Genomic DNA, 21306 nt, shown 5'->3' with positions numbered 1-21306 from the left:
CGGGCAGGCCCCGGACCTCAGGCAGGGTCGGGGTGAAGGCGCGCGCCAGCTTCTTCCAGCTCCCTGATAACGCCGGCAGCGGCAGCACCGTCCACCGCGCGGGTTGCATCCCCGATGAGTACCACACGGAAACCGTTGCGCAGCGCGTCCAGTACGGTAGCCCTGACGCACACATCCAGCGCCAGCCCGGCCACATAAACCGTGGTCACCCCCCGCCGCCGCAGGAAAGACGCCAGACCGGTACCGTCAAACGCTGAATAGGCATCCACGTCAAACGCGCTGCCCTTGCTCACCCGGATGGCACTATCCGGTAGCTGTACGGCAGGGTGAAACCGGGCACCCGGGGAGTCCTGGACACAGTGTTGCGGCCAGGGGCCCCCGCTCTGCCTGAAGCTGCAGTGGTCCACCGGATGCCAGTCGCGGCTGGCGACGATCAGCCAGTGCTCCGCCAGGGCCTTGTCGATCCACTGGTTGACCACCGGAAAAATCGCCGCGCTGCCCGCCACCGGCAAGCTGCCGCCTTCGCAGAAATCGTTCTGGATATCCACCAGCAACAGCACTTTGTCCGGGGCTCCCACGGCGGACATCTCTGTTGCCATACCCCAAGCCTCCCGCGCCTGCCCGACAGGCGCAATCCTCCGGGGGCAGCCTTCAGCTGCCTTCGATCCGGAACCCCACTTTCATCACCACCTGGTAATGGCCGACCTGGCCGTGTACCACGTGACCGCGGGTTTCCAGTACCTCGAACCATTCAATGTTGCGGATACTGTTACTGCATTCCGCAAGGGCATTTTCGATGGCATCCTCGATGCTGGTTTTCGACGACCCCACCACTTCGACCTTCTTGTAGACATGATGATCTGACATAGAACCTCCGTAGTGCTCCTCCCGCCCCTGGCCTCTACCCCATTCATCACCCCGTTAACCATCCCGTTGCCAGGAGCCGGCGAGTCTCCGAGAATAAACCTCTGGGCTTATCTCAGCGTAAACCACGTCTGGAACTTCAACAAACCGGATTGCCGATAATGATCAAACCTGTGAAATGGCTGACCGCCGTCGTTGCCAGCCTGTTTATCCTGCTGTCCGGCCCGCTGTTCATGGCGGCCTGCACCAGCACCGGGAATGCCGGCAGCTGGCGCACCGCAGACCGCTCCAGCGCCGGCATTGCCCCATCCGCTGCAACGACCCGGGACGCCATTGTGCAGGTCTATGCCGCGCGGGCCTGGAGCTGGCGGGGTTACTTTGCCGTGCATACCTGGATCAGCACCAAGGACGCTGGCGCCGACCACTGGTATGTCCATGAAGTGACCGGCTGGCGCCGCTATGTGATCAACTCGCGACCGGATGCCCCTGACCGGGCCTGGTACGGTGCAAAACCGGAACTGATCGCCGATATTCGCGGTGACCAGGCGGAGCAGATTCTGCCAGCCATCCTGGCAGCAGTACCGGCCTACCCCTGGCCGGAACAGTACGAAGCCTGGCCCGGCCCCAACAGCAACACCTTCGTGGCATGGGTGATCCGCCAGGTTCCCGGCTTTGACGTGGCGCTGCCCAACAATGCCATCGGCAAGGACTACCTGGGCGACGACCTGGTGTCGGAAGTTCCCGGCGGAACCGGATATCAGCTGTCGCTGGGAGGTTACTTCGGTTTGCTGGCAGGGTTGCGGGAAGGTGTGGAAATCAATCTGCTCGGGCTGTCCCTGGGCATCAATCCCCTCGCCCTGGGGATCAAACTGCCGGGAGTCGGCGAACTTGCGCTGCGCAGCACCAACCCGGTCCACCAGCCGGTCCCGGGGAGCTGATACGGCCGGCCCGGATCAGAGGAGGTAGCGGACTCCGGCCGCCGCCACCAGGCCCGCGGCAATGGCCGGCAAGGGCTTGCGCAGCGCCAGCATGACAACAGCGGTGGCGACCAGTGCCGCCAGGGCGCCGGCATCTCCCTGCACCGCCATCGGCACGATGATGGCAATCAGTACCGAGCTTGCCATGGTATTGATGAAACTTTCGATCCGCGGACTGATTCTGACAAAGGACATCGCCAGCACCCCGCCATAGCGGGTCAGCAGGGTAACCAGGGTCATAATGGCGATGATCAGCAGGATGCCGGCACCGGATGCGTCAATAGTCATTGCGGTTTTGCCTCCAGCCAGAAATAGCCCACCACACCACCGGCCAGGGCCCCGACCACCACATGGGTGTGCGGCGGCAGCCAGTAGTAGGCCGCCAGCGAGGACAGCCCGGCAACCAGCCAGGCCACCAGCACCCGGGGTGATTTGTTGCCGCCCAGCGCCATGGCCAGCAGGAAACAACCCAGCACCATGTCGAGCCCGAGGCTCTGGGGATCCTGCAGCAGGCGACTAAAGTATACCCCCAGCAGGGTGCCGACGATCCAGGCCAGCCAGAGCACAAAACCGCCGCCAATAATAACCTCCAGGTTACGGCGGCCATTCTGGTACTCCTGGGCCGATACCGCCCAGTTGGCGTCGGTGAGCAACAGCAACATGGCATAGCGTTTGGCCGGCGCGACGTCTTTCAGCATCGGGTAGAGGGAGGCGCCCATCAGCAGATGGCGGGAATTGATCGCAAATACCACCGCAATCAGTGGCAGCACGGCCACCTGGCTGCCCCACATATCGAGGGTGGCGAACTGCGAGGCGCCGGCAAACACCGTGGTGCTCATCAGCACCGCCTGCATCGGCTCCAGCCCCTTCTGGACAGCGGCAAGGCCGAACGCCATGCCAAATGCCACCACGAACAGTGAGATAGGGAGCAGCCGGAAAAATTCATAGCGAATCTTCGCAGGCTGTAGCTGGTAGGAATAGGTAGTGTTTGTCATTGACGCAAGCTACGTAACTTTCTCCGAACGACGTATAGGTAGTTCCCGAAGCCGTGACTTCCTGATCTGCAAAATAAATTCGCACTTGCACACAGTTTCGCCGCAAGCCCCGGTCACAAAAATCCGCAATTAATAATTGACGCTTACGTAAGAAGAAGCTAGCTTATTTTTCGCCCACCCCACAAGGGTACTGGGCCACCGAAATCGAGCAGCCGGCCAAAAGCCGGGTGAACAACAACAAGATATGCCTACCGCCGCGATCCGGCCAGGTGGGAGAGGATTTCGACATGCCTAAGCTTTCACGCGTCCCGAACGGGCTGCGTCCCGTCTCCCTGAATGACGTTTGGGAAAAAGAATCCGGCCCCGTCTTCATGAATGGCAGTCAGGCCCTGGCGCGACTGCCCCTGCTCCAGGCCCAGCTGGACCGCAGGAACAACCTCAACACCGCCGGGTTCATTTCCGGCTACCGCGGTTCGCCCCTTGGCGGGTTCGACAAGGTGCTCTGGCAAGCCCGCGATTACCTGAAAAAACACAATATTCACTTCCTGCCCGGCATCAACGAAGACCTCGGCGCTACCGCCGTCTGGGGCAGCCAGCAGGTCAACATTTTCGAAGGCGCCCGCTACGATGGCGTATTCGGACTCTGGTACGGCAAAGGTCCCGGCGTGGACCGCACCGGCGACGTCTTCAAGCACGGCAATGCCGCCGGTACCTCCCGGTTTGGCGGAGTCCTGGCAGTCGCCGGCGACGATCACGCCTGCAAGTCATCCACTCTGCCCCACCAGAGCGACTATGCCTTCCTCGACGCCGGCATGCCGGTGCTGAACCCAGCCGGCATCCAGGACATCCTCGACCTTGGCCTGTATGGCTGGGCGATGTCCCGCTTCAGTGGCTGCTGGGTTGGTTTCAAGGCCCTCGCCGAGAACATGGACTCGTCCATCTCTGCCAACCTGGACCTGGACCGCATCGACATCCGTATCCCGCGGGACTTCCCGATGCCCGAGGGCGGGCTCAATTCCCGCTGGCCTGACAAACCCATGGAGCAGGAAGAACGCCTGCACCGCCATAAGCTGGAGGCAGCCAAGGCGTTCTGCCGCGCCAACCGCCTGGACCGCACCGTGCTGGCCGCCAGCCAGCCGCGGCTCGGTATCGTAACCACCGGCAAAGCCTATCTGGATGTCATCCAGGCCCTGGCCGACCTGGGCCTGGGCGACGAAGAACGGGAAGCCATCGGCCTCACCGTCTACAAAGTGGCCATGCCCTGGCCCCTGGAGCCGGAAGGTATTTTCGAGTTTGCCAGCGGGTTGGAAGAGATTCTGGTGGTGGAGGAAAAGCGAGGCCTGATCGAAGATCAGCTCAAGGCCCAGCTCTATGGCTGGCAGGATGCCCGGCGCCCCAATGTCATCGGCAAACGGGACAACGAGGGTAACGACCTGTTGCCCACCATCGCCGAGCTGACACCGGCCATGGTGGCCCGCGCCATTGCCTCCCGCCTGGACGGCCGCTACTGCAACGACACTCTGCAACAGCGCCTGAATTTCCTCACCGAAAAGGAAAACAGCCTCGCCCAGCCCCGGGAACGGCTGGAGCGCACCCCTCACTTCTGTTCCGGCTGCCCCCATAACACCTCGACCCAGCTGCCCGAAGGCAGTCGCGCCCTTGGTGGCATCGGCTGTCACTACATGGCCACCTGGATGGACCGGGGCACTGACACGTTCACCCAGATGGGGGGCGAAGGGGTGACCTGGCTTGGCCAGGCGCCGTTTACCACCCAGAAGCACGTGTTCCAGAACCTCGGGGACGGCACTTATTTTCATTCCGGGGTGCTGGCGATCCGCGCCGCCATTGCCTCCGGCGCCAATATTACCTACAAGATTCTCTATAACGATGCCGTGGCCATGACCGGCGGCCAGCCGGTGGACGGAACCCTCACCGTCCAGCAGATCAGCCACCAGCTTTACGGTGAAGGGGTCCGCCGCATTGCGGTGGTCAGCGACGACATCGACAAGTACCCGTCGCGGGCCGACTTTGCCGATCATACCACCTTCCACCACCGCGATGATCTCGACGCCGTGCAACGGGAACTGCGGGAGATTGAAGGCTGCTCGGTAATCATCTACGACCAGACCTGTGCCGCCGAGAAACGCCGCCGGCGCAAGCGTGGCACCATGGCCGACCCGGATCAGCGGGTGATGATCCATTCCGATGTCTGCGAGGGCTGCGGCGACTGCGGGATCCAGTCCAACTGCCTGTCCATCCTGCCCAAGGAAACCGATGCCGGCCGCAAGCGCACCATCGACCAGTCCGCCTGCAACAAGGACTTCTCCTGCGTGCGCGGATTCTGTCCCAGCTTCGTCACCGTCAAGGGCGGCAAGCTGAAAAAGCCCGCGGGCGTGAGTTCCGATGTGGACTTTCCGGAACTGCCCGAGCCGACTCCGGTGGCGGGCAGCAATCCCTATGGCATTCTGCTGACCGGCGTCGGCGGTACCGGGGTGGTCACGGTCAGCGCATTGCTGGGCATGGCTGCCCACATCGAAGGCAAGGGCGTGTCGGTACTGGATCAGACCGGCCTGGCCCAGAAATTCGGTGCAGTAGTCAGCCACATCCGAATCAGTGACCGGCAGGACAACATCCACGCGGTGCGCATCCCTGCCGGTGAGGCCGACCTGATGATGGCCTTCGACCTGATGGTGGCCGCCACCGATGATGCCCTGGCCAAGATGGACAACCGCTTCTCCCGGGCGGTGGTCAACAGCGAACCGGCCATGCCGGCGGCCTTCACCCGCGATCCGGACATCCAGTTCCCCGGCGAATCCATGGAACAGAGCGTGCGTGCGGCGTGCCGTCCTGACGGCAGCTGGTTCCTTGATGCCGGCGGCCTGGCCAAGGCCCTGATGGGCGATGGCATGGCGGTAAACCTGTTCACCGTGGGCTTTGCCTACCAGCAGGGTCTGCTGCCGCTGAGTGCCGAGTCCATCGAGCGCGCCATCGAACTGAACAACGTAGCGATCGACAAGAACAAGCAGGCGTTCCTCTGGGGCCGCCGGGCCGCCCATGACCTCGACAGGGTCAAGGCACTGGCGTTTCCCCAGCCCCGGGACGCCAACCGGCAAGTCGTCCAGGTAATGGAAACCACCGACCAGTTGATCGAACGTCACAAGGCGCACCTGACCGAGTACCAGAACGCAGCCCTGGCGAAACGCTACGAAAAACTGGTGCGCACCGCCGAAAAAGCCATCTCCGAACGGCTGGGCCGCGACCCCCTGCTGACCCGCGCCATTGCAGACAACTACGCCCGGGTACTGGCCTACAAGGATGAATACGAGGTCGCCCGCCTGTTCAGCAATGGCAGCCTGCGCAAACAGCTGCAAGCGGAGTTTGAAGGCGAGGTGGAGCTGGAGTTCAACCTGGCACCGCCGCTGCTCAGTCGCAGCAAAAACGGTGAACGGCCGAAGAAGCTGAAGTTCGGCCCCTGGATGGAAACCGTGTTCGCCCTGTTTGCCCGGGCCCGCGGCCTGCGCGGCACGCCACTGGATCCGTTCGGCTACACCGCGGACCGCCGCCTGGAGCGCAAGATCATCCGTGAATACGAGGCGGACGTGGCCTTCCTGCTGAAATACCTCAACACGGACCACGCAGACGCTGCCCGCAACCTGGCCGCCCTGCCGGCGAAAATTCGCGGCTACGGCCCGGTCAAGGAGAACGCCTATCGCACCACCCGCAAGGAACGCAGCCGGCTGCGCGCCGAGCTTAACCCGACTGCGCGGGAACATCAGCAAATCGCTAACGCAGCGGTCTAAACTGTAATCAGGGAGGCTGGCGACTATCCGTCCCGGCCACCTGCTCAATCAAGGAGCCACCGCAGGCCCCACAAGGGTAGCGGCGGCCACGGAAGAGAGGCATAACGCCATGAACGTATTCAGCCATCCCGAATTCGACAATCACGAACAACTGTCCTTTTTCTGCGACCCGGAGAGCGGACTGAAAGCCATTGTTGCTGTCCATAACACCTCCCGCGGCCCCGCCCTGGGCGGCTGCCGGATGTTCCCCTACGCCACCGACGAAGAAGCCCTGCGCGACGTACTGAGGCTGTCCCGGGGCATGACCTACAAGTCTGCGCTGGCCAACCTTGACCTTGGCGGCGGCAAGTCGGTCATCATTGGCGATCCCCGCAAGCACAAGACCGAAGCCCTGATGGAAGCCATGGGCCGGAGCCTGGAGAAGCTGGGCGGCCAGTACATCGCTGCCGAGGATTCCGGCACCAGCGTCGCTGACCTGAAAGTGATGGGCCGGCACACCCGCCATATCGCCGGCATTGCCGCCCGCACCGGGTTCGACGGCAAGCCCAGCAATGGCGACCCGTCACCGGCCACCGCCTACGGTACGTTTATCGGCCTGAAAGCGGCTGTCAGGCACCGGCTCGGGCGAGATGACCTGCGCGGTCTGAAAGTGGCCATCCAGGGTGTCGGCAATGTCGGGTTCCGCCTGGCCCGGCACCTGAAAGAAGCCGGTGCGGAGCTGTGGGTGTACGACATCCATGCCGACAATATGCAACGGGCGGTGGATGAACTGGGAGCCACCCCTGCGTCCGCCACCGACATCCTCCTGCTGCCGGTGGATGTGATTGCCCCCTGTGCCATGGGCGCCGTGCTCAATGACACCAGCATCCCGCAGATTCGCGCCAGCCTGGTGGCCGGTGCCGCCAATAACCTGCTGGAGCAGCCTCACCACGACGCCCTGCTGAAAGAGCGCGGCATCCTTTATGCGCCGGACTTTGCCATCAATGCCGGCGGCATCATCGATGTGTTCTACGAGCGTACTGGCGCCACGCCAGAGACGGTGCGGGCCCACGTCGAAACCATCGGCGACACCCTGACCGAAATCTTCCGGCGCTCTGACCAGAGTGGCCTGCCCACCGGAGCCATTGCCAATCAGCTGGCAGAAGAGCGGTTCCACAAACACACCGCAGGTGCCGGGCTGGCGCCGCAGCGGTTGGCACGCGCCGGCTAACACCTTACCGGCGCAGGTCCCTTGAGGTCGCAGGTAGCTGCGACCTCCTTTTTCCCCTGACAACAACAAGTACCACAGGAGATCGTCATGTCTGTAACTTCATCAGGTTCTGCCACCTACTCGGGGGCACTTGAGGGTTCCAATGCCAAGCGGGGGCTCTGGTCCTCACGCCTGGCCTTTATCCTGGCCGCCACCGGTTCCGCCGTCGGCCTCGGCAACATCTGGAAGTTTCCCTATATCACCGGCGAAAATGGCGGCGGCGCGTTTGTCCTGGTCTACCTGGCCTGTATCGCGGTCGTGGGCATCCCGATCATGATGGCGGAAGTGATGATTGGCCGTCGCGGTGGCCGCAGCCCCGTCAACAGCCTGCGCCTGATTGCCGAACGGGACCGGCTGCATCCCGCCTGGAAACTGGTGGGCGCGGTGGGCGTACTGGCCGGCTTCCTGATCCTGTCGTTCTACTCGGTGATCGGGGGTTGGGCGGTGTCCTATGTCGGGACCGCCGCCAGTGGCCAGCTGGCCGGGCAGTCCGCCGACGCCATCGGGGCAATTTTCTCCGGTCTGCTGAGCGACCCGGGCACCCTGCTGATGTGGCACACCGTGTTCATGGCACTGGTCATGGTCGTCGTTGCCAAGGGCGTGCGGTCGGGCCTGGAGCGGGCCGTCAGCATCCTGATGCCCGGACTGTTTATCCTGCTGCTGGTGATGGTCGGCTACGCCATGACCTCCGGCTCATTTGGCCAGGCGGTCAGCTTCCTGTTCGAGCCGGACTTCTCCAAACTCACCACCTCCGGCATTCTGGTGGCCCTTGGCCATGCCTTCTTCACCCTGAGCCTCGGCATGGCGGTAATGATGGCCTATGGCTCCTACCTGCCAAAGAACATTTCCATCGCAAAGACGTCAATTACCGTGTCGGTGATTGATACCGGCGTAGCCCTGCTGGCCGGCCTGGCAATCTTCCCCATCGTCTTTGCCAATGGCCTGGAGCCCGGCGCCGGCCCCGGCCTGATCTTCCAGACCCTGCCACTGGCGTTCGGCCAGATGCCCATGGGCAGCCTGTTTGGCACCCTGTTCTTCGTGCTGCTGATCTTCGCCGCCTGGACCTCCGGCATTTCGCTGCTGGAGCCCATCGTGGAGTGGCTGGAAGAGCAGAAGGGGATGAATCGGGTCGTCAGTACCCTGGGTGCGGGCACGGTCTGCTGGGCGCTGGGCATTGCGTCGATCCTGTCCCTGAACCTGTGGTCCGACGTCGCCCCACTGGGCTTCATACCGATGCTGGAAGGCAAGACCATCTTCGATCTGCTGGACTTCTTCACCGCCAACATCCTGCTGCCCCTCGGCGGTCTGCTGGTTGCACTGCTGGCCGGCTGGGTGATGTCCCGCCAGGCCATGGAGAACGAGCTGTCACTGTCGGCCCCGGCCTTCACCCTGTGGTTCGTAACCCTGCGTTACATCACTCCGGTGGCCGTCGCCGTGGTGTTTATCTACAACCTGATGTAAGCCATTACCGGCAGTACGCGCGGGCGACACAGCCCGGGCGTACCGCCGGCTACCCGGCCAGCCCCCGCCATAACCCGAGCGAGCTCACCACCAGCAGCACCACCCCGAGAAACCGGAAGAACACCCGGGGTTCGGATTTCAGCATCCGCTCGTGGAACCACAATCCCAACACGTGCCCCACGGTGGCACAGGGTAACAGCCACAGATGGTGGATCAGTTGCAGGTCGATGTCGGCCCAGACAAACGCCGCCATTTTGATGGTGACCAGAATGAACCAGAGGGCAAACAGGGTATCCCGCAACCGCTCCTTGGGCAGGTGCTGGGCCGCCACCGCAATCACCAGGGGCGCGCCAATCAGCGACGTACCGCTGATGTAACCACCCAGCATCAGGAACACGGTATCCACAAACGGGCTCTTGCTGCGGAACGGTTTGTTGAGGATATAGGACACCGCATACACCGAGACGATCACAAAAATGATCGAACTCATCACCGCCGATGGCAGCGTGATCAGGCCAAATACGCCGATCAGTTTGGGCACGATCATGATGCCGAGGATCTTCCACAGGTATTGCCAGTCCACGGTGCCGGCAGGCCCCGTGCTGTCCTCCGACACTGCGGAGCCGGCCGGCTTGCGGTTATTCATCCAGATCGTGAGGGACGAAAACACCAGCAGATGGACCGAAATGATCGGCAGGAATACCAGCGGGTCGTTATGGATCAGCAGCAGAAACGGCAGCGACAGCACCGCACCACCAAACGCCAGCCCGGATCGGACAAAACCGCTCCAGACAAAAACCAGGGCAATCAGCAGGTACTGGATCAGGGAAAGTTCAGACATTACCGGTTCACAAGTCGTTGAATCAGGCGTGGCAGGATAAGCGCTGGCACACGATCTGACCAGTGATTGTCCCCTACTGACCGGAGGTTTCAGCGCTCGACGTCGTATCTTTGACCCCGTAGAACACTACCGCAACGAGGTCACTCCATGTCAGCTGTAACCGCATCATTCCCAGTCCGCCGCCAGGATTTCGGATTTGAGGACGTTCCCCGCCACTGGGTGGACAGCGATCCGTTCATGACCCACATGTTCAATGCCCTGTCGGCACTGTTCCCGGATGGCGAACGCTTTTTTGTTGCCAGCGTGCGGGCGGTACGGGAGCAGATTCAGGACCCCCAGCTGCAAAAGGACATCGGCGCGTTCATCGGCCAGGAGGCCATGCACGCCAAAGAGCACGGCAACTTTAACGAGGGTGCGATCAGACAGGGTTTCGATATCAAGAAACTGGAAGGCTGGACCCGTGGCTTTCTGGCCGCCAAGGATCTGCCCCTGCTGAACAGCAAGCGGGCCCACCTGGCCGCAACGGTCGCCCTGGAGCACTTTACCGGCATTCTCTCCGCCCAGCTGCTGAAGCGTGAGGACCTGGTTGAAGCGATCCACCCCAGCATGCGAACCCTCTGGGCCTGGCACTGCATCGAGGAAAACGAACACAAGGCCGTGGCCTTTGACACCTACCGCCAGCTCTATGAGCCGGATATCACCGACTATGCCCTCCGCATGGGGGTGATGGCGCTGATTACCGTGCTGATCATGGTGGCCATCCATGCCTTCGTGATCGAACTGATGCGGGAAGACAGGCAGCTCACCAACCTGCGCTCCTGGGTCAGCGGGCTGAACCGGTTCTGGGGACGTCGCGGCATGTTTACCGCGATCATTCCGGAGTACCTGGATTACTTCAAACCGGACTTCCATCCCTGGCAACACGACACCAGCTTCCTGCTGCGCAAGTGGCGCAAGGAAATTGGCGTTGCCTGAACCGGGCGACTCAAAGCAGATCGAGCGAGGCCGCCAGGGTCTCGCCGATCCGCGCGTTCAGTTTCAGGTCGACCAGTGAGTCGGCGCGGGTACGCCCCAGATTGAGGGTGGCAATGGGTTTGCCCCACTCCCGGGCGTACCGGCAAAAGCGGAAGCCGGAGTAAACCATCAGCGAGGAACCCACCACCAGCAGGCCGTCGCTGTTCCGCAGGGCCTCCAGTGCCGCGGTGACCCTCTGTTTCGGCACAAAGTCCCCGAAAAACACCACGTCCGGCTTCAGAATGCCGTCACAGCGCGGACAGTTGGCCAGCCGGAACCCGGCGAAATCCACCTCCAGGTCCGCGTCACCATCCGGCGCCGTGGCCGCAGAAAAGCGGGTAAACGCCGGGTTGAGCTCGGCACAGCGGTCATGCACCTCTTCCCGCGGGCAGCGATAGCCACAGCTCATGCAGACCACCTCATCCGCCCTGCCGTGAAGGTCGGTCACCGCGCGGGTACCGGCTTTCTGGTGCAGCCGGTCCACATTCTGGGTAACCACCAGGTTGCTGTGGTTGAGCAGTTCCAGGTCCGAGATGTAGTGGTGGGCGGGATTGGGCCTGGCATTGCGCATCACCGGCCAGCCAATCAGGCTGCGACCCCAGTAACGCTGGCGGGTATGGAGGTCGGACATAAAGGCCTGGTGCTGAACCGGCTGCTTGCGCTTCCAGGCACCGTCGCCGTCCCGGTAGTCGGGGATGCCGGAATCGGTACTCACCCCGGCGCCGGTGAGCAGCATCAACCGGGGGTGGCGACGGATAAACGCCGCCAGCATCGCGCCGGCCTCGTCCGGCTCATGCAACACCAGCGGCTGCTCGGGCTCGGGCAGGCGCTGACTGGAACTGAAGGGGCGGCTTCGGTAACGGTCGACGGGCATACAATCTCCGGGTTCTCAGCCCGGCTTGCGGGCCACATACACGGTGTTGAACGATTCCCGGTTCTGGAACGGGTTGAAGAAGGATACGACGTGACAGGCAACATCGATGAACACGTCGCGCAATGTTGCCATGAATTCCTCATCCTCACCTTCGTTCGACCACATGGCAAACACGCCCCGGGGCTTGAGCTGCCGGGCCATCAGGCGCAGGTTGTTGGCGGTGTAGAAGCTGGCACTGGAGTCGTGCAGCAATGCCCGGGGCGAGTGGTCGATGTCGAGGAGGATGGCATCGAATTGTTTGCCGGGGGACTCTGGATCAAAGCCGCCGGTGGCAGGGTCGGCAATGGCGAGGTCGAAGAAGCTGCCGTGGACGTAGCGGTTGCGCGGGTCGGCATTGAGGTCTTTGCCGAGGGGTACGAGTTCCTGCTGGTGCCAGCCGATGACGGGCCTGAGGTATTCGACCACGAGCAGTTCGGCAACGCGTTGGTGTTTGAGGGCAGCAACGGCGGTGTAGCCAAGGCCGAGGCCGCCAACCACGACGCTGAGGTTGTCGCCTTCGGTTTCGCCCAGCCCGATATCGGAGAGCGCGACTTCGGCGTCGACGAACATGCTGGACATGAGGAATTCTTCGCCGAGTTTGACTTCGTAGATGTCCCGGTCGCCAATGGCCGGGATGCGGCGCCGGCGCAGGGTGATCTCGCCGATCACGGAGGGTTGGCTGTCAATTTGTTCGAAAAGCAGTCCCATTTTTGCTGACCCTTCTGTTCGGCTTTGTTTACCGGATTGTTTATTTTGGGGAGTTTGCGGTCCGCAGCCTGCAAGTCCGTGCTGTCACGGTTGGGAGGGTACTTTCAAAACACGCTCCTTGCGGCCCATCCATGGGGCGCTTGGGCTCCGCCATCCCTGGCTCCGCACAGTTTTGAAAGTACCCTCCCAACCGCTCCCGATGTTTACTCCCCAGTCCGCTCTGTTTCGGATCCGTCCAGACACGACCTTAAAATATTCCGCATCTTCTCTGCACCCAGCTTCTCCATCAGCTCAATGTTACGCTGGGGAATTCCGTCGACATCCGGGTAACTGTCAATCGCCGCCTCCAGACTGGCTTCCCGCAACAGGTGCAACATCGGGAACGGTGACCGGTTGGTATAATTCTCCGCCGCATCCGGCTCGGTACCTGCGAACTGATAGTCCGGGTGGAAACTGGCGATCTGGTAGACGCCCTCCATCTCCAGATACACCAGCAACCCGTCCGCCGCGTCCAGAAATTCATTGTAGGAACCGAAGTCCTGCAATACACCCGGATGGATCAGCAGCGTGGTTTCGATGGCAGGCTCGTCGTCCAGGCGCTGGAGTTCTGAGTGCAGTGATTGCAGCAGCTCGTCTTCGGTCCCGGCGTCGGACACCACAAACCGAACCCGGTCACGCACCAGCTCCCGTTTGGCGAACGGACACAGGTTGTAGCCTACGACAACGTCTTCGACCCATTTGCGGGTCGCGTTAATAATCCCGGTTTCGCTCACGCGCTCTCTCCCAATTCGTTAGACGGCCACTCACAGGTGCGAGCGGACGGGTGGGTAGGCCTTTCCAAAACTGTGCGGAGCCAGGGATGGCGGAGCCCAAGCGCCCCAGGGATGGGCCGAAGGAGCGTGTTTTGGAAAGGCCTACCCACCCGTCCGCAAACTCCCAAAGCCCAAATCAACAAACCTACAGGTACCCCTGACTCCTCAGATAATCATCATAAGTCCCACTGAAGTCCGTCACCCCATCAGCCCTGAGCTCAATGATCCGCGTAGCCAGCGAAGAAACAAACTCCCGATCATGACTGACAAAAATCAGTGTACCCGGATAGTTCTCCAGCGCCAGGTTCAGCGCCTCGATGGACTCCATATCCAGGTGGTTTGTCGGCTCGTCCATCAGCATCACGTTGGGATGCTGCAGAATCAGCTTGCCGAACAGCATCCGGCCCTGCTCACCACCCGAAATCACCTTGACCGACTTGCCAATGTCATCGCCGGAGAACAGCATGCGCCCCAAGGTACCGCGCACCAGCTGCTCGCCGCCCTTGGTCCACTGCGCCATCCAGTCGGTAAGCGTCATATCCTCGGCAAAGTCCGCCGTGTGGTCTTGGGCGAAGTAACCGATCTGGGCACTGTCGGTCCACTTTACCTCGCCGCTGTCCGGCGTATAGGCACCCGCCATACACTGCAGCAGGGTCGTTTTGCCGATACCGTTGGGGCCGATGATGGCAACCCGCTCACCCGCCTCAATCTGCATATTGAGCTTGCTGAACAGCGGCTTGCCATCAAAACCCTTGGTCAGATCCTGCAGAGTGACCGCCTGGCGATGCAGCTTCTTGTGCTGCTCAAAGCGGATAAACGGACTGACCCGGCTCGATGGCTTGACCTCTTCGAGCTGGATCTTGTCGATCTGACGAGCCCGCGAGGTGGCCTGCTTGGCCTTGGAGGCATTGGCAGAAAAGCGGCTGACAAACTGCTGCAACTCGGCAATCTGGGCCTTCTTCTTGGCGTTGTCCGACAGCATGCGCTCCCGGGCCTGGGTGGCCGCGGTCATGTATTCATCGTAGTTACCCGGGAACAGACGCAACTCACCGTAATCCAGGTCCGCCATGTGGGTACACACACTGTTCAGGAAGTGGCGGTCGTGGGAGATGATGATCATGGTGCTGTTGCGGGCGACCAGCACCCCCTCCAGCCAGCGGATGGTGTTGATATCCAGGTGGTTGGTGGGCTCGTCCAGCAGCAGCACGTCCGGATCGGAAAACAGCGCCTGGGCCAGCAACACCCGCAGCTTCCAGCCCGGGGCCAGCGCACTCATCGGGCCATTGTGCTGCTCCAGGGGAATATCCAGGCCCAGCAGCAGCTCACCGGCACGGGATTCGGCGGTGTAACCGTCCATTTCGGCAAACTGGACTTCCAGGTCCGCCACCGCCATGCCGTCTTCCTCGCTCATTTCCGGCAACGAATAGATACGGTCCCGCTCGGCCTTGACCCGCCACAGCTCCTCATGGCCCATAATCACGGTATCGATCACCGTGCAGTTCTCATAGGCGTACTGGTCCTGGCGCAGCTTGCCCAGACGGCTGTTGGCATCGCGCATGACCTGGCCGGCCGACGGCTCGAGATCACCGCCAAGGATTTTCATGAAGGTGGACTTGCCGCAGCCGTTGGCTCCGATCAGACCGTAGCGGTTGCCATTGCCGAACTTGACGGACACGTTTTCGAACAGGGGCTTGGCCCCGAACTGCATGGTGATATTGGCGGTAGAAATCAAGGAAAGAACCTGCTGGAAAGTAAGGACCGGCAGCCGGCCGGTGAAGAAAGCCGGCATTGTACAGGTTTGCACGGATTACCGCAGGCCGCATTAACACGGATAAAAACGCTGGCCTTCGCTATAATGGCCGGACTGCATGCGAGCTTCGGATGCCGTACCGACTTTCATTAAACCCGCGTTCAGCGCTTTTGCCCGCCAGTGCACTGTTTACGTACACGCCGGCAAGCGACGCTGAAACCAACACAGGAAGCAGATCATGACCCAGGCAACCGCACGCCACATTCTGGTAGACAGCGAAGCAAAGTGTGAAGAACTGAAAAAAGCCATCGAAGGTGGTCAGGACTTCGCAGAAGTTGCCAAGCAACACTCCTCCTGCCCGTCCGGCCGCAACGGTGGCGAGCTCGGTTCCTTTGGCCCGGGCCAGATGGTTCCGGAATTCGACAAGGCCGTGTTCAGCAGCGAGCTGAATACCGTCATTGGTCCGGTCAAGACCCAGTTCGGCTACCACCTGCTGGAAGTAACCAGCCGCACCTGAGCCGAATCCTGGCGGGGCACGGCAACACCGTGCCCCTGCCCACAACCCGGCCGGGCAACACCGAAATCACCTTCAACGGCCGTCAGTTCCAGCCCGCCATCAGCCAGCCGTCCGGCGCCAGCCGGCAACTTGTACCATATTCCCGACAGACGCCGTTCAGCCGCTCTGCCAGCCAGCGCGCTTCTTCTGCCGTCGCCCGATTGAGCCGGAACCGCGCCATCCTCATTGGCACCAGGGCAAGCTGTCTGAGCTCCCCGCTGCCGGCATCCAGCGTGATCAGGTACATCAGCGAGAGCTCCGGCCGATACATCTCGTGGCCGCCTATCCCCTCGTAATCGTTAATCAGGTCACCACAGCCATACAGGATCAGCCGGTTGCGATACACCTCCAGGCCCTGGGGATGGTGGGAGGAATGGCCATGAATCACAGCCACTCCGGCCCGGTCGATCAACTGACGGGCGAAGCGCTGTTGCCCAAGATCGACGTCGTAGCCCCAGTTACCGCCCCAGTGCACCGAAACCACAACGATATCCCCGGGCTGCCTGGCCGCAGCGATGATGCCGGCGAGTTGGTGGACACTGCGGGCCGACAGGTCCGGTAACAGGAAGACTCCGCCGCGTCCGTCCCTGGCCGCCCAGGACTCCGGAATGCCACTGGATGCCAGGCCGCAGGCCACCACCCGTAAACGGCCACCACCGCGAAGCGCCACGGTCGCCGGCGCCTGGGCCCCGGACAGGTCCGTACCGGCACCGGGGGCGGCGATTCCCGCTGCCTGCAGGCATTCGAGAGTTTCATAAAGCCCGGGGTGTCCCCAGTCCAGTACGTGATTGTTGGCCAGTCCGCAGACATCCAGGCCGGCGGCCGCCAGACAGCCGATATTGGCCGGGTGCATCCGGTAATGAATCCCCTTGCCCGGCCAGGGCGTAGCGCTGGTGGTAATGCTGGTTTCCAGGTTCACCAACCGGACATCCGGGGCGAATCGCGCCAGCACGCCCAGCGCATCGCCCCAGACAGCGTCGTCCGCCAGCGGCCGCGCAATGGGGCCATTGCGCTCTTCCGCCAGGGCGATGTACTCCCGTGCATCCCGCACCCAGGATTCATAGAGCGCCGGTGGCGACGGATGGCCAAGTGCCTGGTCAATCCCGCGCCCGGTCATCACATCCCCGGCGAGGAACAGCCGGACGGTCGTGTCTGAGCCGTGTCCGGTAACTACCTTCGCCATTTACTCGCCCTCCGATTCCATCCCACGTCCGCCCCACAACCCGGTGCGGCTCAGGCCGCAGGCGTGGGCTTCCGCTTGCATCTGTGGCGGCCTGCTCCATAGTTGAACAAAGACAGTTGAGTAAAGATAGTTGAGCAAAGAATGAACAGCGAAGATATGCCAGAGGCAGTCGAAATGGAGCGATTGACCCATCTTGCCGGCGACCCCGATAGCGCGGGCACCGCCTGGCCGCAACTGATTGCGGAACTGGCTGAAGGCCACACCCGGGTCATCGTGGTGGGCGAATCCGGGGCCGGCAAAACAACCCTCATCCGGACACTGGTGACAGCCCTCAGCGACCGGGGGCAGACCGGCTATTGCCTGAACTGCGACCCGGGGCTGCCCGGCTTCGGCGTGCCGGGCACGGTCAGCCTCGGCCGGTTTGACGGCCATCAGTGGCATGTGCTGGCAACCGAGCCGCTGTGCAGCCTTGATGCCGGCCGCTTCCGGCTGCCGCTGCTACTGGCCGTCACTCGCCTGCTGACCAGGGCACCGCCCGGCCCCCTCTTTCTCGACAGCCCCGGCGTGGTGCGAGGCGTTGGCGGAGCGGAACTGATTCCGGCCCTTGTCACGACCAGCGGCGCCGGGCTGTGCCTGTTGCTGTGCCCTGAGGACAAACCTTTTCCGCTGGCGGGCGAACTGGCCGCGCTGCCCCTGCGGCTGATCCGGCTGACGCCCTCCGCCCACGCCCACACCCTGGCAAGACCGGAGCGGGTCCGGTTACGCAATCAGCTGTGGCAGGCGCACATGGCCCACAGCAGCCAGCTGGAGTTGGCAACCGACGGCCTGGCGCTGCTGGGCACGCCACCGTCCCTGGATAATCCGGCTGCCTGGCAGGGCCGCCAGGTTGCCCTGCTCTGCAACGGCGAGTTCAAAACCCTGGCCTGCATCAGCGGGGCAGCGCCGCACCTGCTGCAGTTGCAGGTGGCCGCGCCACCCGGCCCTGTCAACCAGCTGTTGGTACGGGATGCTGCAATCCGTGACGGCCAGCTCCGCACCCTGCGCAAACCGCCGGCGCTACCGGATAAAGCGCCCCGCGCAACCGAGGTGAGAGTTGAACTGGGGACGCTGACCAGTGTTGCCCGGGAACCCCAGGTTGCCATCCGGATCGGCCAGGTGGTGGCCACCCTGGTCAATGGCGTGACCGGTGATCCACTGATGCAGTTGCGCATGCTGCATCAGCCCCGCAGCCTGTTGTTTGACCTCGGCGATGCCGGCCGGATGCCGTTGCGGGCTGCCCACCAGGTTTCAGACGTCTTTATCACCCATGCCCACGCTGACCACATTGGCGGCTTTGTCTGGTTCATGCGCAGTCGCATCGGCCATTTCCCACCCTGCCGGCTTTATGGGCCACCCGGGTTACACCGTCATATTCTCGGGATGGTGAACGGGATTCTCTGGGACCGGGTGGAGGACCGCGGCCCCTGCTTTGAAATCCATGAATGGTATGGCGAACACCTGCGGCGCTGGCGCATTGTCGCCGGCATCGCAGGGGCCGAGCCGCTGGAAGACCTGCCGCTGCGGGAGGGCGTCATCCGTCGCGAACCCGGCTTTGTGATGAGGGCAACCCAGCTGGACCATCGGGTGCCGGTGCTGGCCTACAGCTACGAGCCCCGCTTCCAGCTCCACGTGCGCCGGGACGGCCTGGCTGCGCTGGGCCTTGCGCCCGGGCCCTGGCTGCAGGAGCTCAAGCAAGCCTGGCTGAACGACGAGCTGGACCGCACCCTGGCGCCGGACGGCCGGACCCGCTTCACCGTTGCCGAACTGGCCAGCCAGTTGTTACTTGAAGAACCCGGTGAACAGGTGGTCTATGCGACGGATTTCCGTGACAGCCCCGAGAACATCGACCGGCTGTGCCGGCTTGCCCGTGGCGCCCATACCCTGTTCTGCGAGTCGTCGTTCCTGTGCGAGGACAAGGACCAGGCGGTCCGCACCCAGCACCTGACTACCGAAGCCTGCGCCCGCATCGCCAACCTGGCCGACGTCCGGCAGCTGATCGCGTTTCACTTTTCGCACCGTTATGACCGCCAGCGGGAACGGGTCTACCAGGAACTGTGCCAGTACACCGACCGGGTGGTCATCCCCGACGGCCATCGTCACGGAGTGTCGAATCGGTAACGCATCAATCGGGCACCGGACGTTATAATCAGCCCGCCATGGCAAAACGAAAAACCCGCAAAAAGACCCGCCGCCAACAACGGCTGCGCTTACTGAAATCCAGGCTGCGCTGGTACGGTTTCCCCGTGGCCGGTGTGCTGGTTGCGGTGTGGGTTACCCTGCGATTCAGCCTGCTGGCGCCAGACCCGCCGCGCAATCCCGATAACCTGTGTGAAATCTTCCGCGAACATCCTGCGTGGTACGACTACGCGGTGGAATCCCGCGAGCGCTGGGGCTCTCCGGTGGAGGTCCAGATGGCCTTTGTCTATCACGAATCGTCCTTCCGCAGCCATGCCCAACCCCCGCGAACCACCCTGCTCGGCTTCATTCCGTGGACCCGCCCGTCCTCCGCCTATGGCTATGCCCAGGCGCTGGATCCGGCGTGGAGTGAATACCTTGAGGCGGTGGACGGTGGCAGCCTGGTGGTCCGCACCCACATTCGCCATGCCCTGGACTTCATCGGCTGGTATAACAGCCTGAGCCACCGGCACCTGCGCATCGCCCCGGACAACGCCCGCCAGCTGTACCTGGCCTATCATGAAGGGCGCACCGGTTACCGTCGTGGCAGCTACCGCGCCAAACCCGAGGTGTCGTCGCTGGCCGTCCGGGTTGCCGCCCGCGCCCGGCGTTACGGGCAACAACTGGCCAGCTGCGAACAGGAATTCCAGTGCTGGCGATTCTATGAAATCTGGCCGTTCTGCGGCTAGGCCTCTGCCGGCCGGATCCCCTCGATGCGATCCTGCATCCGTTGCAGCCGCGCCACCATGAATTCCATCACCATCCTTACCCGCGCCATCTGCTGGGTGTCCTGGTTGACCAGCAACCACAGATCCACCCCCTCGCCCTCCAGCGGACCTGCCAGTCGCGTCAGTTCCGGCGAGGCGTCACCCAGGTAACAGGGCAACACTGCCAGCCCGGCCCCCGCCCGCGCGAGGTTGTGCATGGCCTGCAGGCTATTGCAACGGATCAGTGCGTTGGCGTGCCGCAGCTGCTTGCGATACCAGCGGCCGGTGGCCAGCTGGCTGAAGCTGTCGTCCGGGACGATCCACAGGCAGGCTTCGGGATGGTTGTCGGGGTCTGCTTCCGGGTGGCGTTGCAGATAGCCGGCACCGGCGTAGATGGCAGACTCCACAGTACCGATCTGTTCTCCCTCGAGGGTGGCCTGGGGCTTGTTGACCGGCCGCAGGGTCAGATCCGCCTCGCGGTGGCTGAGGTTGAGGACATCGTTGTCGGTAAGCACTTCCAGTTCGATATCCGGGTATTCCATTGTCAGTTCCGCAATGACCGGGGCCACCAGGCCCGCCAGCATGGCGTCGGTCAGTGCCAGCCGGACCTTGCCCACCGGGGCAGAGTCCTGGCCAACCAGCTCCCGTTCAAGATTTTCCATCTCGATGGTCAGCCGTTCAGCCTCGCGGAAGGCAATTTCTCCCGCAGGGGTGAGCTGTAAACCATCCCGGTTGCGCTCGAAGAACTGTACCCCGAGCTGCTCTTCCATCTGGTCGAGGCGCCGGAGCACCGTGGTCTGGTGAACGCCCAAGATTTCACCGGCCCTGGCGAGGGTTCCACCAGTTGCCAGAGCATGTAGATAACGAAGATAATCCCAATCCATAGTCACTGCATATTTGCAACATGAGTACGGAGTTTAACGTATTCACGCTGCAAAAAAGAATCCTTAGAATTCAAGGCATATTCGGATCAATCCCATTACTCACTTTTGAAAAAAGGAGGAAGGCGCTATGACCCAGAAGCATATCGCAACCGCAAACCCGCTGCCGTCAAGTATCCTCCACAACTCTACCGAGGTCAGGCGTCAGTACAGCCGTGCAGCCGGCAAACAGATTGCAAAAATGTTCCGTTCCTGGGGACGTAAGGCCCGGGCCGCTACTCCGGAGCTGCAGCCGATGCCTCAGGGCGAGCACTGAACTTTCGTGCTGACGAGCCAATTTGCAGACACAAAAAAACCGGTGGCATGACCACCGGTTTTTTT

20 protein-coding genes are annotated in these 21306 nt (G+C 62.4%); 9 read left to right on the top strand and 11 right to left on the bottom strand.

Features of this window, described 5'->3' with window-relative positions:
• Positions 1-17: 17 nt before the first annotated feature.
• Together CLH61_RS07895 and CLH61_RS07890 are read right to left on the bottom strand one after the other, a co-directional pair.
• Positions 18-599, bottom strand: coding sequence for an isochorismatase family protein (locus CLH61_RS07895; protein ID WP_099614154.1), 582 nt, complete (start codon positions 597-599; stop codon positions 18-20).
• Between the two features lie 52 nt (positions 600-651).
• Positions 652-867, bottom strand: a complete 216-nt coding sequence (locus CLH61_RS07890; RefSeq protein ID WP_099614153.1) for a dodecin — start codon at positions 865-867, stop codon at positions 652-654.
• A gap of 158 nt (positions 868-1025) precedes the next feature.
• On the opposite strand from CLH61_RS07890, the gene CLH61_RS07885 reads away from it, so the two are divergent.
• Positions 1026-1802: a DUF3750 domain-containing protein gene (locus CLH61_RS07885; protein WP_099614152.1), complete on the top strand. Its 777-nt coding sequence runs from the start codon at positions 1026-1028 to the stop codon at positions 1800-1802.
• Positions 1803-1817: 15 nt separating this feature from the next.
• Here the strand turns inward: CLH61_RS07885 and CLH61_RS07880 are convergent, their stop codons facing one another.
• Together CLH61_RS07880 and CLH61_RS07875 are read right to left on the bottom strand one after the other, a co-directional pair.
• Entirely contained in the window at positions 1818-2129 is a 312-nt protein-coding gene (locus CLH61_RS07880; RefSeq protein WP_099614151.1) for an AzlD family protein, read from the bottom strand.
• A complete protein-coding gene (locus CLH61_RS07875) occupies positions 2126-2836 on the bottom strand; it encodes an AzlC family ABC transporter permease (protein WP_099614150.1) in 711 nt (236 codons plus the stop codon). The genes CLH61_RS07880 and CLH61_RS07875 overlap by 4 nt, the downstream gene beginning before the upstream one ends.
• Positions 2837-3123: 287 nt before the next feature.
• On the opposite strand from CLH61_RS07875, the gene CLH61_RS07870 reads away from it, so the two are divergent.
• The 3 genes from CLH61_RS07870 (at position 3124) to CLH61_RS07860 (ending at position 9346) form a co-directional block, all read left to right on the top strand.
• Positions 3124-6636 carry an indolepyruvate ferredoxin oxidoreductase family protein gene (locus tag CLH61_RS07870; RefSeq protein WP_099614149.1) on the top strand — a complete coding sequence of 1171 codons (3513 nt, stop codon included), beginning with the start codon at positions 3124-3126 and terminating at the stop codon, positions 6634-6636.
• 109 nt (positions 6637-6745) lie between these two features.
• Positions 6746-7846, top strand: a complete 1101-nt coding sequence (locus CLH61_RS07865; RefSeq protein ID WP_099614148.1) for a Glu/Leu/Phe/Val family dehydrogenase — start codon at positions 6746-6748, stop codon at positions 7844-7846.
• 87 nt (positions 7847-7933) lie between these two features.
• Positions 7934-9346 carry a sodium-dependent transporter gene (locus tag CLH61_RS07860; protein WP_099614147.1) on the top strand — a complete coding sequence of 471 codons (1413 nt, stop codon included), beginning with the start codon at positions 7934-7936 and terminating at the stop codon, positions 9344-9346.
• A 49-nt stretch (positions 9347-9395) separates the two neighbouring features.
• On the opposite strand, the gene CLH61_RS07855 is transcribed toward CLH61_RS07860, so the two are convergent.
• Positions 9396-10187 carry a TSUP family transporter gene (locus CLH61_RS07855; protein ID WP_099614146.1) on the bottom strand — a complete coding sequence of 264 codons (792 nt, stop codon included), beginning with the start codon at positions 10185-10187 and terminating at the stop codon, positions 9396-9398.
• A gap of 147 nt (positions 10188-10334) precedes the next feature.
• On the opposite strand from CLH61_RS07855, the gene CLH61_RS07850 reads away from it, so the two are divergent.
• Positions 10335-11162 (top strand): metal-dependent hydrolase, encoded by an 828-nt coding sequence (locus tag CLH61_RS07850; protein ID WP_099614145.1) that lies wholly within the window; start codon positions 10335-10337, stop codon positions 11160-11162.
• 10 nt (positions 11163-11172) lie between these two features.
• Here CLH61_RS07850 and CLH61_RS07845 read toward each other — a convergent pair whose 3' ends face one another.
• The 4 genes from CLH61_RS07845 to CLH61_RS07830 all read right to left on the bottom strand — a co-directional run bounded on the left by CLH61_RS07845 (position 11173) and on the right by CLH61_RS07830 (position 15366).
• A complete protein-coding gene (locus CLH61_RS07845; RefSeq protein ID WP_099614144.1) occupies positions 11173-12075 on the bottom strand; it encodes an NAD-dependent protein deacetylase in 903 nt (300 codons plus the stop codon).
• Positions 12076-12090: 15 nt separating this feature from the next.
• On the bottom strand, positions 12091-12822 hold the full coding sequence (locus tag CLH61_RS07840) for a polyamine aminopropyltransferase (protein WP_099614143.1): 732 nt from the start codon (positions 12820-12822) through the stop codon (positions 12091-12093).
• 203 nt (positions 12823-13025) lie between these two features.
• Entirely contained in the window at positions 13026-13595 is a 570-nt protein-coding gene (locus CLH61_RS07835; RefSeq protein ID WP_099614142.1) for a DUF1415 domain-containing protein, read from the bottom strand.
• Between the two features lie 184 nt (positions 13596-13779).
• Positions 13780-15366: an ABC-F family ATPase gene (locus tag CLH61_RS07830; protein ID WP_099614222.1), complete on the bottom strand. Its 1587-nt coding sequence runs from the start codon at positions 15364-15366 to the stop codon at positions 13780-13782.
• A gap of 256 nt (positions 15367-15622) precedes the next feature.
• Between CLH61_RS07830 and CLH61_RS07825 the strand changes: the two genes are divergently transcribed.
• Entirely contained in the window at positions 15623-15901 is a 279-nt protein-coding gene (locus tag CLH61_RS07825) for a peptidylprolyl isomerase (protein ID WP_099614141.1), read from the top strand.
• An 82-nt stretch (positions 15902-15983) separates the two neighbouring features.
• On the opposite strand, the gene CLH61_RS07820 is transcribed toward CLH61_RS07825, so the two are convergent.
• Positions 15984-17123, bottom strand: coding sequence for a CapA family protein (locus tag CLH61_RS07820; RefSeq protein ID WP_099614140.1), 1140 nt, complete (start codon positions 17121-17123; stop codon positions 15984-15986).
• Between the two features lie 141 nt (positions 17124-17264).
• On the opposite strand from CLH61_RS07820, the gene CLH61_RS07815 reads away from it, so the two are divergent.
• On the top strand, positions 17265-19280 hold the full coding sequence (locus CLH61_RS07815; protein WP_099614139.1) for a Clp1/GlmU family protein: 2016 nt from the start codon (positions 17265-17267) through the stop codon (positions 19278-19280).
• A 38-nt stretch (positions 19281-19318) separates the two neighbouring features.
• Positions 19319-20026 carry a transglycosylase SLT domain-containing protein gene (locus CLH61_RS07810; RefSeq protein WP_099614138.1) on the top strand — a complete coding sequence of 236 codons (708 nt, stop codon included), beginning with the start codon at positions 19319-19321 and terminating at the stop codon, positions 20024-20026.
• Here CLH61_RS07810 and CLH61_RS07805 read toward each other — a convergent pair.
• Positions 20023-20928: a LysR family transcriptional regulator gene (locus CLH61_RS07805; RefSeq protein ID WP_099614137.1), complete on the bottom strand. Its 906-nt coding sequence runs from the start codon at positions 20926-20928 to the stop codon at positions 20023-20025. The two genes, CLH61_RS07810 and CLH61_RS07805, sit on opposite strands and share 4 nt — an antisense overlap.
• Before the next feature lie 127 nt (positions 20929-21055).
• Between CLH61_RS07805 and CLH61_RS07800 the strand changes: the two genes are divergently transcribed.
• A complete protein-coding gene (locus CLH61_RS07800) occupies positions 21056-21241 on the top strand; it encodes a hypothetical protein (RefSeq protein WP_099614136.1) in 186 nt (61 codons plus the stop codon).
• The last annotated feature ends 65 nt before the right edge of the window (positions 21242-21306 follow it).

The sequence above is a fragment of the Marinobacter profundi genome, assembly GCF_002744715.1.
Classification (GTDB): domain Bacteria; phylum Pseudomonadota; class Gammaproteobacteria; order Pseudomonadales; family Oleiphilaceae; genus Marinobacter; species Marinobacter profundi.
Note: the sequence above shows the minus strand (reverse complement) of the source record. Positions and strands in the feature narration are given on the sequence as shown.

Excerpts from the sequence above, each read along its gene's own strand:
- CLH61_RS07840 (WP_099614143.1), bottom strand. The coding sequence starts at position 12,822 with ATGGGACTGCTTTTCGAACAAATTGACAGCCAACCCTCCGTGATCGGC.
- CLH61_RS07895 (WP_099614154.1), bottom strand. The coding sequence starts at position 599 with ATGGCAACAGAGATGTCCGCCGTGGGAGCCCCGGACAAAGTGCTGTTG.
- CLH61_RS07845 (WP_099614144.1), bottom strand. The coding sequence starts at position 12,075 with ATGCCCGTCGACCGTTACCGAAGCCGCCCCTTCAGTTCCAGTCAGCGC.
- CLH61_RS07860 (WP_099614147.1), top strand. The coding sequence starts at position 7,934 with ATGTCTGTAACTTCATCAGGTTCTGCCACCTACTCGGGGGCACTTGAG.
- CLH61_RS07855 (WP_099614146.1), bottom strand. The coding sequence starts at position 10,187 with ATGTCTGAACTTTCCCTGATCCAGTACCTGCTGATTGCCCTGGTTTTT.
- CLH61_RS07880 (WP_099614151.1), bottom strand. The coding sequence starts at position 2,129 with ATGACTATTGACGCATCCGGTGCCGGCATCCTGCTGATCATCGCCATT.
- CLH61_RS07820 (WP_099614140.1), bottom strand. The coding sequence starts at position 17,123 with ATGGCGAAGGTAGTTACCGGACACGGCTCAGACACGACCGTCCGGCTG.
- CLH61_RS07825 (WP_099614141.1), top strand. The coding sequence starts at position 15,623 with ATGACCCAGGCAACCGCACGCCACATTCTGGTAGACAGCGAAGCAAAG.
- CLH61_RS07875 (WP_099614150.1), bottom strand. The coding sequence starts at position 2,836 with ATGACAAACACTACCTATTCCTACCAGCTACAGCCTGCGAAGATTCGC.
- CLH61_RS07890 (WP_099614153.1), bottom strand. The coding sequence starts at position 867 with ATGTCAGATCATCATGTCTACAAGAAGGTCGAAGTGGTGGGGTCGTCG.
- CLH61_RS07885 (WP_099614152.1), top strand. The coding sequence starts at position 1,026 with ATGATCAAACCTGTGAAATGGCTGACCGCCGTCGTTGCCAGCCTGTTT.
- CLH61_RS07850 (WP_099614145.1), top strand. The coding sequence starts at position 10,335 with ATGTCAGCTGTAACCGCATCATTCCCAGTCCGCCGCCAGGATTTCGGA.
- CLH61_RS07815 (WP_099614139.1), top strand. The coding sequence starts at position 17,265 with ATGAACAGCGAAGATATGCCAGAGGCAGTCGAAATGGAGCGATTGACC.
- CLH61_RS07870 (WP_099614149.1), top strand. The coding sequence starts at position 3,124 with ATGCCTAAGCTTTCACGCGTCCCGAACGGGCTGCGTCCCGTCTCCCTG.
- CLH61_RS07805 (WP_099614137.1), bottom strand. The coding sequence starts at position 20,928 with ATGGATTGGGATTATCTTCGTTATCTACATGCTCTGGCAACTGGTGGA.
- CLH61_RS07865 (WP_099614148.1), top strand. The coding sequence starts at position 6,746 with ATGAACGTATTCAGCCATCCCGAATTCGACAATCACGAACAACTGTCC.
- CLH61_RS07800 (WP_099614136.1), top strand. The coding sequence starts at position 21,056 with ATGACCCAGAAGCATATCGCAACCGCAAACCCGCTGCCGTCAAGTATC.
- CLH61_RS07810 (WP_099614138.1), top strand. The coding sequence starts at position 19,319 with ATGGCAAAACGAAAAACCCGCAAAAAGACCCGCCGCCAACAACGGCTG.